Here is a 13,620-nt window from a genome sequence, read left to right on the forward strand (position 1 = left end):
GGACATTCCCCCCATTATGTATAGCGCTAACCCTATTTTTTAATATAAGAGTCGAATCATTTCCTTCCCTTTGATAAGTGTTAAAGGCTGCGCTTTCAATCGTCCTGTATCCAGTTGGTGTTCAAACATAAGTAACATCGTCGTGTCCGATAATTGATCAGATGCAAAGTATTGAAGCAGCGGCAGTGTGTCCTGATCGAGTGCTGCTACTTGATCTAACACTAGATGCTGACCCGCTACGTCCGTAATAACGAACTGATCTTGCTGAGACTTACTTATTTTATTCACATGTAGCAACAACACTGGGTTCTTGTCTGCTAGCGGATTCTTTAACTGATTCTTAATTTGTTTGAAGCTTTCAGAAAAAGAACGAGATGCCGTAGCGGCAATCCATTCCAAATCCTGATTGCTTAACGGGCGCGTTGACATATTCTCAAATCGGACCCGTCGATTACGGTCACCGGGGTAATAATATAAGGAAGGAATGACTGCAACTTCGGTAAAACTATCCTCTTCATGAATATACTTAGCTGCTTTATAAGGACGATATTGGAGGGTACGATGTATATCACCCGTTGACTTTTCTATCCAAAAGCCTAAGTCTACATATTCCTGTCTGGCTGCATCATCATAGCTGACAAATGAAAGCTGGATCAACTCCGCATCCTGACTCATTAGACCAAATTCCTTAAGCTCTGTTAACTGCCAAGCATGTCCAAGCCATTCTTCTATCGTAGAGTCATAATTCAAAGCCATATCCGTGTCCTCAAGCTTCATCGTTAGATGTGCGCGACCTTTCTTGATAAACGCATGAATTCTTGTTAGTTGCTCAATAGCTAATGTATAGGTCTTCTCACGGTTGTCAGGAGAGGATAGTAATAAGGCTAATCGTCTTAACTCAATCTGTGCTCCGGTTAAGTAAAAGTTGCCCATCATCTTCACATGCTCCTGAATTTCTTTAACACGTTTAGTGTCTAGTGTTCCGAGACCTGCGCGTATAAGCGATAGAGTCAGTTTCTCAAGTACAGCTAAGCCCTCCAGTTGAGCTCCAATCTTCTTTTTGAGTGCGGACTTATTCACTTTCTTAGGCTTAGGAGTAGCTCCTTCTGCAACAAGTTCAGACTTACGTTCTTCACGCTTACTCATCTTCTCCCGTTTAGCGGCAAGCTCCTCAGGAATCATTGCAGATACGAAGGTCTCCTTGCCTACATAGGCATACAGCAATCCGAGAACATGCTTACATGGGATCTGCCTACTTGGACAAGTACAGCGCATTACCGGTTTGTCAGAAACAACAAAATCAGCAGATGGGAAATAGTTGCTGCTACCGCTGCCTCCGCATTCACCAAACAGAACCACTCCGTCTTCCGACTGATTCAATTGGACGAATCGTTTCTTTTTAACTAGCCCTTGCCCGTTCTTAATCGCAGCACTGTTAGGTGCTAGAGTATCAATGAAGACTTCTGTGATATCTATCAACCTATATCCTCCTAACCTATAATGCTTTTTAATATCTATGATCATATTAAGCCTTAATGAAAATTATTCTATAAAAAGGGCTGTACATAACAAGCATTATTCCGAACCTTTAAAAAGGATTATATTTTATTATTAGGCCGCCTCTTTTGCAATGTTTGTGTGACTCTAGTGATTTTATCAAAAGGGCGGCCTTTCTCCACTAACCATAATTAAAGGAAACCAATGTTTGTTAAATTTCTATCTTTAGAATAAAGTTTTTGTCGATTCTGCCGTAAATGGTATGATCTCATCTATAGCACCGCTTTGAACTTTGGCAAGCCAAGCTGGATCGCTTATCAGCGCCCTACCAACAGCAACTAAATCAAACTCTTCACGTCCCATTCTTTCCAGCAGTTCGTCTATATTATCTTCAGACTGCTGAGCTTTGTCTTCTGCGAAAAAATCACTATGAAGACCGATAGAACCCACCGTAATACACGGTTTTCCTGTGATCTTCTTAGTCCAGCCAGCAAGATTAAGCTCAGATCCTTCAAATTCAGGTTGGCTGAAGCGTCGAGTGGAGCAATGAAAGATATCTACACCTGCGTTACTTAGCGGTGTTAAGAAGCTTTCAAGCTCATCTGCATTCTTTGCCAGCTTCTCATCATATGCGCCCAATTTCCATTGAGAGAAGCGTAGCACGATCGGAAAATCTGGTCCAACCGCTTTACGGCACGCTTCAATAATCTCTACAGCAAATGTAGTTCTGCCTACCAAATCGCCACCGTAACGATCCGTCCGTTTGTTAGTTTTTTCCCAGAAGAACTGGTCAATCAGATAACCATGGGCGCCGTGAATCTCGATCCCGTCAAAACCCACTTTTTTGGCGTTCGTAGCCGCTTGTGCGAATGCTGAGACTAAGCTTTCTACTTCAGCTGTAGTCAGTGGCTCTGTTACAGGTTCTCCTGCTAAATCCAGACCTGAAGGACCTACAGGAAGGGCTTCAACATTTGGTCCTTCCCCTTTCGTACGTGTCATTCCCACATGCCATAATTGGGGAATGATCTTACCTCCAGCTGCATGAACCTCTTCTACAACCTGCTTCCAGCCCTCTAACGCTGCTTCTTCATGTAGATTGGGGATATTGGCGTGGCTGACTGCCGAAGGATGATTAATGGCTGTACCCTCGGTAACGATCAATCCTACTCCACCCTCTGCCCGTCTGCGGTAATATGCAGCAACATTACTTCCCGGTACACCATCCGGTGAGTACACGCGTGTCATTGGTGCCATGACGATTCGGTTCGCTAATGAAAGATTCCCCACTTGCAAAGATGTGAATAAAAGTTCAGTATTCATAAATTACCTCCATTTGATTAATTGATTACTTAAAGTAAGTTTAATTATGTACCCAAAAGATGGAAAACACAAATTTTAAAGTTCCTTATTTTCGTATAATCTGATAACTTTGTTCTGATATAACAGCAACTTCGCTTCAAACTCATATCGATTATTTTCAAAATCCTGTGTCCATTGATACATCTTTTTTAACATCCTAATATCCGGTTTATAATGACACTTCTCAATGCCCATTTTCTGCTTAAGAAACCGAACGAAAATTCTAATTTTACGCTTCCACAGCGGTGTATCAAGAAAAATTATTGTATCTGCCATTTCATATAGACATTGATAGGATTCCCGATCCGTGCCTTCAAAAATCCAAGCTCCATCCTGATCAATCTCCATAATCACCGCAACCTGTTCTTCTGGTGAGCGTTTTCTCCTTCCTTCCGGTGTCTGATGATGAACAATGGCATCCAATTCATACCAAGGAATATTTATTTGGTTAGATAATCGCTTTGCCAATGTGGTTTTACCACTAGCTACAATACCAATGATAAGAACTTTGTTCATATGATCTCCTTATTAAGCCTTGTGACAATTTGTACGATTAACGCTACTAAATTCTGTTCATAAATTCAATGCGTAATTTTAAGAAAAAATCATAAAAAACCGGACCTCGCAAAATCTGCGAATGCCCGGTTCTTATATCTATGAAATGCTTAAACCTCAAGAATACCAGCTTTAGGTGTTACTCCAAACGCCTTAGCTAAATCCCACAGCTGTTGGTCCGTGATCTTTTGTTTAATTTCTCTCCCGCCAATCAGGTTGTAGATCGTTGCGGCCTTTTCAACAGTCTCCACAAGACCGAAGGTAGCATCCATAGTGGAGCCAGTGCCGAAAATCCCGTGCTGCGGCCAGATCACTAAGCGGTGATCCTTCATTTTCTTAGCGGTTTCGCGGCCGATTTCACTGCTTCCAGGAACGATCCACGGAATAACACTGATGCCATCAGGGAAAACAACAAGGCACTCTGTACACATTTCCCACAGCGTCTTTGTAAACTTTAATTCGTCCAGATCATGGGTGAAAGTCATTGCGATAACATTCGTAGCATGTGTGTGCAATACGATGCGATGTGTAGGGTCCACCTTTAGTCGTTCAATATGACTCATGAAATGAGATGCCAATTCACTAGTAGGTACAGCTCCGTTCCGTAATCCCCATAACACTTCTACGCTTTCCCCATTAGCGCTAACACGAAGCACACCAAGATTCGCTTCCGGGTCTTTGATCACATTTCTGAAATATTTGCCTGAACCCGTCACAATGAAGTATTTGCCCGCTAATTCCTTTACCGGAAAAGTAAGCTTAATGGTACGAAGCGGCTCCAGCACGTTAATATATTTTGCAACCTCATTCTCATCCAGCAGATAGCTGACATTACCACCATTTAGCTCATCCCAGCCTAGCTCCCACATATGACGTGTAATCTCTGACATTTCCTGAATAAACGGAGCCTCACTGCTTGCAATATACCCTTTGGATTCTAATACGGATGTACTCATGTCAATCTCTCCTTTGTATATGTTGCTCTCATATCCACTCTAACGCTCTATCTTGTAAACAGAACTTCCTGTTCATAACTCTTCACTTCAGCCAGCCATTGCTCCCGAACGGGTGTATCTTGGGAAGCACAGTAGTAATCCCACACGGCTCCAAACGGATACGATTTGAATTCTTCCACCAAAGCTAGTCGTGAAGTGTAATCGCCAGACCACTCGATTCGCTTCAGTTCTTCCACAGGTTCGAGCATTGCGCGAAGTAACGCCTTAATGGTATTGCGTGTTCCAATCACCCAAGCAGCGATATGATTAATGCTCCCATCAAAGAAATCCAATCCTATATTCGTTCGGGAGAGTAAATCTCCTCGTACCAACTCACGGGCGATTTCCATCAACTCGTCGTCCATAGTTACAACGTGGTCACTGTCCCAACGGACGGGTCTGCTTACATGCAGCAGCAGCTGCTCACTAAACATAAGAATCGAAGATAGCTTATTTGAGATCATCTCAGTAGGATGGAAATGTCCGGCATCCAAACAGATAGCTTTGCCGCGAGTTAATCCATAGCCCATATAGAACTCATGTGATCCAACTACATAACTCTCAGATCCAATTCCGAACAATTTACTTTCTAAAGCATCGATATTATAAAGAGGATCTATTTCCTCACTAAAAATCTCATCCAGCGATTCCTTTAAACGCACTCTCGGAGCTAAACGATCGACTGGTGTATCTTTATATCCGTCTGGTACCCAAAAGTTAGTCACGCAAGGTTGACCCAGTTCCTTACCAAAATGCTCGGCAATCGTGCGAGAAGCCTTACAATGCTTAATCCAGAAGTTACGAATCTCATCGTCCGAGTGACTTAGCGTAAAACCATCTGCTGCTTTCGGATGCGAGAAACAAGTAGGATTAAAATCAAGACCCAGCCCCTGCTCCTTCGCCCAGTCTACCCAAGATTGAAAGTGGCGTGGTTCTAATTCGTCCAGGTCCACTTCTTCATCTGTATCCGCATAGATAGCGTGTAAATTCACTTTGTGCTTGCCAGGAATAAGAGTTAATGCCTTCTCTAAATCTTGACGAAGTTGATCTGGCGTGCCAGCACGGCCGGGATAACTACCCGTTACCGCTATTCCCCCGCCTAGTTCTTTATCTTTAAAAAGAAACCCTTGTACATCATCGCCCTGCCAGCAATGTATGGAAATCTTAATTTGCGCGAGCTGCTCCAGCACTTTCTCCACATCAATACCGTGGGCTGCGTATAGTTTTTTGGCTTCGTTATAACTAGTGATAATACTCTGGTCCATGCTGTAGTTCCTCCTAAAATCATATAACGTATGTTTAATTTAATTAGATTTGATATTGTATTGTGGACAACTGAAGCTCTTTCCACCGACTTAGAATGTCTTCAAGATGAGCGGTCGGGCGCGGTGTATACGACTTTATCTCAAAGGATTGACCGATAATTTCTCTTGCTTCATGAATATCCGAAATGCTTCCCGTGCTAATCATCTGCACCACTATATTTCCAAGCGCTGTGGATTCCGTTGGGCCAGCCTTCACTTCTCTGCCTATAACATCAGCAGTCAGTTGGCATAACAGACTGTTGTTAGCACCTCCCCCAACAATCTGCAGAACCTCGATACGGCTTTCTATCAGCTCTTCTAATCCTTCCAAGGAAGTAAAGTACGATAATGCTAAGCTATCAAAAATGCAGCGGGCCAACTGGGCCGGTGTTTCTGGAACTCGCTGCCCACTCTCTGAGCAAGCACTACGGATTTCATCTATCATATTTACCGGATTGAGAAATCTTGGATCATTACAAGAGATCAGGCTTTGGAAGCCTTCCTCTCCTTGTGCAAGTTCTGCTAGCTCCGCAAAACTGTAACGTCCGTCCATCAGCCTGCGAACCTCTTGGATGAGCCAAAGGCCCATAATATTTTTGAGGAAACGGTAGGAGCCGTAGGCGCCCCATTCATTGGTGTAGTTAGCCTGCATGGCCTTCATAGAATTAAGAGGCAGAGTTCGTTCTACTCCCAGTAAAGACCATGTACCGCTGCTAATATACGCGGAGTCCTTTTGGAGAGGCGCACCCAGCACTGCAGACGCTGTATCATGTGTGGCTACACAGATCAGTTGGCAATCTGGAAGATCATAAGTCTGTACTAGAGCTTCGTCGAGAGGACCAAGAACCACTCCCGGTTCAGTCAATGTAGCAAACTGTTCTCTCTTAATATTTAGAAATTTCAACAGATCATCGTCGAAATCTCGACTGTCCAGATTCAACAGCTGTGTTGTAGATGCATTAGTAACCTCATTGATTTTGCGACCGGTTAGTCTGTAATACAGATAATCAGGCACGAGTAGAATTTGATCTGCCTCAGCTAATTCTTCTTTACTATGAACATATAGCTGGTACAACGTATTGATAGATAATTTCTGGATTCCAGTCTTTTCATATATGGCTTGTGCTGAAATGTACTTTTCCACCTCATCCATAGCCAGATCGGTTCTACGATCACGATAAGCGAAAACTTCCTGAACACGGTTTCCCTCTGCATCCACAAGTACATAATCTACAGCCCAAGTATCTATACCCAGCGTACACGCTGTGATGCCTTGAGCCTTGGCTTTCTGAAGCCCTATAATGATCTGCTCGAATAAATAATCGATGTCCCAGAAACAGGAATCCTCCTGTTCTGTAAAACGATTGCTAAACCGATGAATTTCCTCTAAGGTGAGAACACCCTCTTGAAGTATTCCGCGTACTAGCCGCCCACTAGAGGCTCCAATATCGACGGCGATATGATTATTCATGAAAGAATCTCCTATAGTAAGGGATGATTTATAGTATTTTTTTGAAAAGTGCAATGACTTCTTCTTTCGTAGGAATAAAAGGATTACCTGGTGCACAAGCATCCTTCATGGAGTTCTCTGCTAAAAGATCAAGATCGACCTCTTCCACTCCAAGCTCGGATAGTTTAGATGGAATTCCAACTTCTGTAGACAACGCTTTGATCGACTCGATGACAAAGTCAGCGCACTGCTTATCGGTTTGATCCTCAACGTTTAATCCAATCGCTTTTGCAATAGCTCTGAATTTCTCGGGTACATATTTGGCATTCTCTTCTTCCACATAAGGAAGCAACATTGCGTTACATACGCCATGTGGCAGATCATATACACCGCCAAGCTGATGCGCCATCGCATGTACATATCCAAGACCTGCATTATTGAAAGCAAGACCGCCTAAGAAAATCGCATACACCATTTGCTCACGAGCCTTAATATCATGGCCATTCTTCACGGTACGGGCCAAGTTAGCGAAAATAATCTCCACTGCGGCTAGTGCCGTAGCGTCAGTTACCGGATATGCTCCTGGCGTTACTAATGCCTCAATTGCATGCGTCAAAGCGTCCATTCCTGTTGCTGCCGTAAGTGCAGCGGGTTTATCTACCATAAGCTCTGGATCATTAACTGAGATGGTAGCAATGCTGTTCTTATCTACCATTACCATCTTCACTTTACGTTCTTCGTCTGTAATTACATAGTTAATCGTTACTTCTGCTGAAGTGCCAGCGGTAGTATTAACTGCAACGATCGGCAACGACTTATGCTTCGACTTGTGTACGCCCTCATATTCTTTGATGTGACCGCCATTCGTGGCAATAATCCCAATCGCCTTGGCCGTATCCTGTGGCGAACCACCGCCGATGGAGATCAGATAGTCACAATTCTGTGCTTGGAGATAATCCACCCCGTTATGAACATTATTACAGGTCGGATTAGGTTTCACTTCATCATAGACGGCATATTCAATCCCCGCTTCATCCAATACTGCCAGCAACTTACCGGCAATGCCGCTCTTCATTAGGAATTTGTCTGTGACTACAAGTGCCTTCTTCAAATTCAGTTCTTGAATGTAAGGACCAATTTCCTGCAAGCATCCCTTGCCCATAATATTGATCGATGGAACGTAAAACACATGTGTGCTCATTTCATGACCAGCCTCCTAATGTGAATTCATCAACACCAAAGTGATTCACTTGCTCTGCAAGCTAGAGTATATTTTTTCGTCTTTAGCGCCTCTGGCTGACCCCTGAATCGTAACCCGGCCGGCTTTGGAATCTCCCTAACTCGACTACTCTTAAAGGATTTCTTTTCCTCTTTCATCGTATGCTCAGAAATCTTTGTTGTCAACAAATTAAATATTATTTATGTTGTTTTTGTTTGTTTTATATCTGTTTTGTGAATATTTTTGGCAAATACAGATATATATACGTTGTTTTTATTGCAAAACACAGATATTTAACGTTATGATTGTTAAATATAGCTTTGGAAAGGTGATTCCTATGCTTGCAGCCGAAAGACGTAAAAAAATAATCGATCTTGTCCATCAAGATAAACGAGTACTAGTCTCCGATCTAAGCAAAATGTTTGAGGTCACAGAAGAGACGATTCGCAGAGATTTAGAGAAGCTTGAGAAGGATGGCATCCTTAGTCGTACCTATGGCGGTGCTATGCTGAATCGTCATACGAATGAGGACTTACCTTTTGTGACACGTAATGCGCTGAATACAGATATTAAACGTGGGATTGCCCTGAAAGCGCTCGACTTAATCAATGATGGAGATACACTTATGGTAGATCCAAGCTCAACAGCTTTTGAATTTCTAAAATTACTCGGCAACAAAAACAATCTAACCATCATCACAAACTCCATTAATATTTTGCATGAGTTCTCGAATTCAGGGATGGATATTATCTCTACTGGCGGTTCACTTCGTTACCGTTCGTTGTCACTGGTAGGACCGGTAGCCCATGACACCATTCAAAGATACAATGTGGATACTGCGGTGATCAGTTGCAAAGGAATTGATATGGAGCGAGGGATCACAGATTCCAACGAACCTGAGTGCGAGCTCAAGAAGTACATGCTGCGGCAAGCCAATAAGGTCGTTCTCCTGGCGGATCACACCAAATTCGATAAGACGGCTTTTACAAAGCTGGTTGAGCTTGGCCATATTGATTTTTTAATCACAGACCGTAAGCCTTCTGAAGCTTGGCTGAAACGTCTGAACGAGGAAAATATTGAGGTTCTCTATTAACTGAGGGTAAGAACATACTTAGCCTAATTTAAAAATGCCGTTCCCTAGCGATTTATAGGTAACGGCATTTGTCGAATTCTCATCCTTATCTTTCTGTATAAACCTGGGGAACTGAAATTACATCCCTTGAAGAAGTAGTATGATCAGCCTGCTTTACTTGTGTAGAAGCCTTTTTCCTACAAATATATACAAGAGCCGGCGGGAAATTCAGCATCACCCATTTAACACTCACAATTTCAAAATGCTGCATTAATTCCTTCTTCATTTGAGGAAAATATTCAAACGTGATAAACCACCCGCCCTCTTTTAAAGAGGATGTAATTTGTTCAATGTAAAGCGTCCGATCTGAGGCTGAAAAATTTCGAAAAGACAAACTGCTTACAATGCAGTCTAACTTCTCCAACCTGCTATTATGAAGCGCAAGCCTTAATCGCAAACAATCATTATGGAAAATTCGGTCAGGGTAATCAAGTCGTAGTTGTTGACGAAAATCCGTATCCTTTTCAAACAGAAGCACGTTCATCTCGGTCTTTTCCCCGTTTGGAATAAACCTAGTGATCGCTCCAGTACCCGCACCCAGCTCAGCTATATTACTCATCTGTTGCCATGGAATGGCGTTGAGCATCGTTTTTGCCAGCCAGCGCGAACTGGGAGTAACGCTTCCTAATTGTCGGGGCGCATGCAGAAATTTATACAGAAAATGAAGTCTCTCATGAATTCCGCTTCGCATGTTCATTCCCCCTTGTATCATTAAATTCCCCATCTAATTCTAAAATATGTTATTAACATTAAAGTCGTACTCGATCTATTCTCTCCATTTATTAATTTTCGCAAAACAAAAGCCCAAATCTCACCGCAAAATCAATTGCGAGAAAATTCGGGCTAATGATTAACATTAGTTACTTCGTTTCAACGGCATGTCCGCCAAATTCATTCCGAAGAGCAGCCACTACTTTGCCAGTAAAGGTATCCGTCTCAAGAGAACGGTAGCGCATTAATAACGCCATCGCGATTACGGGCGTTGCAGCTTGCAAATCAAATGCAGTTTCGAGCGTCCATCTGCCTTCACCGGAGGAGTGCATAATCCCTTTGATCTCATCCAATTTAGCATCTTTCGAGAACGCACGTTCAACCAGTTCCATCAGCCAAGACCGGATGACGGAGCCATGATTCCATACCCGAGCGACTTCCTCAAAGTTGTAATCAAACTCACTCTTCTCCAATACCTCAAAGCCTTCACCTATGGCAGCCATCATGCCGTATTCGATACCGTTATGCACCATTTTTAGGAAATGGCCGCTACCAGCCTTACCGGCATATAAAAAGCCGCTTTCTACAGCCGTATCACGGAAAATGGGCTCCACAACCTCCCAAGCTTCTGGATCTCCGCCAACCATGTAACAAGCTCCGTTACGCGCACCTTCCATCCCTCCGGATGTACCTGCATCCATAAAGCTGATTCCGTATTCCTTCAATTGCTCATATCGGCGAATTGACTCTTTATAATGTGAATTCCCCGCTTCAATGACAATATCCCCTTTAGATAACAAAGGTGTAAGCTCAGCAATGACTGAATCCACAACCTGATGTGGAACCATGATCCAAATAATCCTAGGTGTTTCCAATTGTTGTACTAACTCAGGAAGCGTTACTGCCCCTTTAGCACCTTTAGCTTTCATTTCCTCCACAGCAGGTGCATTCAAATCAAATGCGACAACCTCATGTCCATGATCCAGCAAATTCTGGCCCAAATTGAAGCCCATTTTTCCTAATCCAACTAATCCTACTTTCATATAATTCCCCTCCGATATATAGATTCTTGTGATGTAAATTAGCTATTTTTCTCAAAAAAAACAGGCAGGGGCTTACGCCCCTGGCCGTATAGATTCCTGCGTTGCTGCAACTTCAGCCTGAGCTGTGAGTTCTTCTGACTGCTCAGCTGCCTCATCGAACCACCAGCGATCTTCACCTAATAGCTCCATAGCCGCATCTGGACCATAAGAACCTGAAGCATATGTGTGAAGTGGCATAAGCCCCTCTTCCATTGCCTCTTGGATAGGTGTAACCCATTGCCAAGACAGTTCAACTTCTCTCCAGTGCGCAAAGAAGGTAGCATCTCCACGAAGCGCATCGAAGATTAGATTCTCGTAGGCTTCCGGAACATCAGAGGTACCCGCTTCATAAGTAGCGCGGACAGGCTCAAGCTTTCCTTTTTGCAGCTGATCTTTCGTGTTAAGTTGTAGCGTAATGGCTTCATTCGGTCCAATCTCGATAATCAGTAAATTCGGTACGTCATTTCCTTTATTCAAGTTATTACTATCATTAAACGGTTCTTTAAACTCAATAACAATTCGTGTGGATTTCTCCTTCATTCTCTTCCCAGTACGAACGTAGAAGGGTACATCATTCCATAGCGGATCATCTATAAATAGACGCGCTGCGATAAATGTTTCATTTTGCGAGGATTGATTAATTCCCGGCTCATTCAGATAACCTGCCACAGCATTCCCTTTAATTTCACCTTCTGTATATTGTCCACGGACAACATGTTTATTAACCTCATCTTTGCTAATTGGAATGAGATGCTCCATGACGTAAATTTTCTTCCCGCGGATTTCTTCAGGTGTACTGCCCTTAGGAAGCTGCATCGCCATCATCATCATCAACTGCAGCATATGATTCTGGAACATATCACGAAGTGCGCCAGCTTTATCATAATAGCCTGCCCGTTCTTCAACACCGACAGTCTCACTCGCCGTAATTTGAACATTCGCAATATATCTATTTTTCCACAGCGCTCTTAGCACTGGATTAGAATACTTCAGGACTTCCAAGTTCTGAACCATCGGTTTACCTAGGAAGTGGTCAATCCGGAAGATTTCTTCTTCAGTAAATACAGCATTCAAGCTATCATTCAGCTCTCTAGCTGATTTCAAATCTGTACCAAAAGGCTTCTCAATGATCAGACGTTTCCAGCCTTTCGTAGAACCCAGACCACTTGAGTGAATATTAGCTGCGATTTCCTTGAAAAACTCAGGACCCACTGACAAATAGAACATCCGGTTCTCCGGAATATTGAATAGCCGCTCACGACGTTGTACATGCTCCAGCAGCTTCAAGTAATCTTCTGTATTCCCTACATCTAGAACGCTATATTCAAAAGCCTCCAAGAACACCTGCAATTGCGGTGAATCAACCGCTGGTTGTCTAGAAAACGTCTGTAAGGATTGCAGTACTTGCTTACGGAAGGCTTCGTTTGAAACTTCTCTTCTTCCTAATCCAATCACGGAAAGAGGACCTGAAATTTGACCATCTAAAAAGAGGTTATATAGTGCAGGATAGATTTTACGTTTTGCCAAATCTCCTGTAGCGCCGAATAGCACAAATGTTGATGATTCCACTTTCATTCCTCCTGTTGTTATATATTATTTATATACTTACTTTTAATTACTAACATACTCAGTAGAATCAATCATACGACTGATATTTTCATACGTCAACCTCATTTTGACATTTACGAAAAGTTATTATTTTCACAAAGCTAAGAAATGGTAATTATGATTTATGTCACAAAGAAAATCTTATTGGATTATTCGTATTAAATTACTCGGGTATTCTCATTCATTAAAGGAAAATCTTAAGCCCAACGCGGCTTTAGCGAATCTGAACTCACGCTTTACAATTTCAAAAACCATCACCACAGCCGCTTTGTAACAAGAATAAAATTTCCAGTCGCTACATTTACTCAATCTCCCTCGTATTTCCAAACTAACTTAAAGTATTTAATCATTTTGGGATGAATGACATCGTGAAAGGGAATTGCTATTTGTTCTCGATTTTGGGAAATGAGCATAAAAAGAGAACGTTTCGAGGAACATTATCAGAGAATGCTTCGAAGAGACTAGTGGATTAATGCAGATCGAAGTTTACCACGTTGGCGTCATCACATTTTCGAGTATCTGCTACTTTGTAAGCACTCTGAATGACCTTGGCGTAACATTATATTCCTTCATAGCCAACCCGAGATTGGATCGGACTCAGATGACCTTATTTCTATGATTGAGTCCAGCTCAAGTTAGAAGGTAACCACGCTGGCTCACTCGCCTCTTGTTTAGGGCCAGTATTTTAGGTGTTATAATTAAAAAGCA

The 13,620-nt window shown here is 42.6% G+C and carries 11 protein-coding genes; 1 reads left to right on the top strand and 10 read right to left on the bottom strand.

What is annotated here, in order from left to right; all coding sequences use genetic code 11:
* Positions 1–39: 39 nt before the first annotated feature.
* From NSU15_RS17055 to NSU15_RS17085, 7 genes are all read right to left on the bottom strand, one after another.
* Positions 40–1,479, bottom strand: coding sequence for an SWIM zinc finger family protein (locus NSU15_RS17055; protein ID WP_339286865.1), 1,440 nt, complete (start codon positions 1,477–1,479; stop codon positions 40–42).
* A 243-nt stretch (positions 1,480–1,722) separates the two neighbouring features.
* Entirely contained in the window at positions 1,723–2,817 is a 1,095-nt protein-coding gene (locus NSU15_RS17060; RefSeq protein ID WP_339286866.1) for an NADH:flavin oxidoreductase, read from the bottom strand.
* A 75-nt stretch (positions 2,818–2,892) separates the two neighbouring features.
* Positions 2,893–3,372 carry a hypothetical protein gene (locus tag NSU15_RS17065; RefSeq protein WP_339286868.1) on the bottom strand — a complete coding sequence of 160 codons (480 nt, stop codon included), beginning with the start codon at positions 3,370–3,372 and terminating at the stop codon, positions 2,893–2,895.
* 149 nt (positions 3,373–3,521) lie between these two features.
* The gene (rhaD, locus tag NSU15_RS17070; protein WP_339286870.1) at positions 3,522–4,367 is read right to left on the bottom strand and encodes a rhamnulose-1-phosphate aldolase; all 846 of its coding nucleotides are present in this window, start codon (positions 4,365–4,367) and stop codon (positions 3,522–3,524) included.
* A gap of 47 nt (positions 4,368–4,414) precedes the next feature.
* Positions 4,415–5,671 (bottom strand): L-rhamnose isomerase, encoded by a 1,257-nt coding sequence (gene rhaA, locus NSU15_RS17075; protein WP_339286872.1) that lies wholly within the window; start codon positions 5,669–5,671, stop codon positions 4,415–4,417.
* 43 nt (positions 5,672–5,714) lie between these two features.
* A complete protein-coding gene (rhaB, locus tag NSU15_RS17080; protein ID WP_339286873.1) occupies positions 5,715–7,181 on the bottom strand; it encodes a rhamnulokinase in 1,467 nt (488 codons plus the stop codon).
* A 28-nt stretch (positions 7,182–7,209) separates the two neighbouring features.
* Positions 7,210–8,361, bottom strand: coding sequence for an iron-containing alcohol dehydrogenase (locus NSU15_RS17085; RefSeq protein ID WP_339286875.1), 1,152 nt, complete (start codon positions 8,359–8,361; stop codon positions 7,210–7,212).
* 355 nt (positions 8,362–8,716) lie between these two features.
* On the opposite strand from NSU15_RS17085, the gene NSU15_RS17090 reads away from it, so the two are divergent.
* On the top strand, positions 8,717–9,472 hold the full coding sequence (locus tag NSU15_RS17090; protein ID WP_339286876.1) for a DeoR/GlpR family DNA-binding transcription regulator: 756 nt from the start codon (positions 8,717–8,719) through the stop codon (positions 9,470–9,472).
* An 85-nt stretch (positions 9,473–9,557) separates the two neighbouring features.
* On the opposite strand, the gene NSU15_RS17095 is transcribed toward NSU15_RS17090, so the two are convergent.
* The 3 genes from NSU15_RS17095 to zwf form a co-directional block, all read right to left on the bottom strand.
* Positions 9,558–10,202, bottom strand: a complete 645-nt coding sequence (locus tag NSU15_RS17095) for a phospholipid methyltransferase (RefSeq protein WP_339286878.1) — start codon at positions 10,200–10,202, stop codon at positions 9,558–9,560.
* A gap of 169 nt (positions 10,203–10,371) precedes the next feature.
* Positions 10,372–11,265 carry a phosphogluconate dehydrogenase (NAD(+)-dependent, decarboxylating) gene (gene gnd / locus NSU15_RS17100; protein WP_042128478.1) on the bottom strand — a complete coding sequence of 298 codons (894 nt, stop codon included), beginning with the start codon at positions 11,263–11,265 and terminating at the stop codon, positions 10,372–10,374.
* Positions 11,266–11,337: 72 nt separating this feature from the next.
* The gene (gene zwf, locus NSU15_RS17105) at positions 11,338–12,873 is read right to left on the bottom strand and encodes a glucose-6-phosphate dehydrogenase (RefSeq protein WP_339286881.1); all 1,536 of its coding nucleotides are present in this window, start codon (positions 12,871–12,873) and stop codon (positions 11,338–11,340) included.
* Between the last annotated feature and the right edge of the window lie 747 nt (positions 12,874–13,620).

The organism is Paenibacillus sp. FSL E2-0201, assembly GCF_037963325.1.
Taxonomy (GTDB): Bacteria; Bacillota; Bacilli; order Paenibacillales; family Paenibacillaceae; genus Paenibacillus_AQ.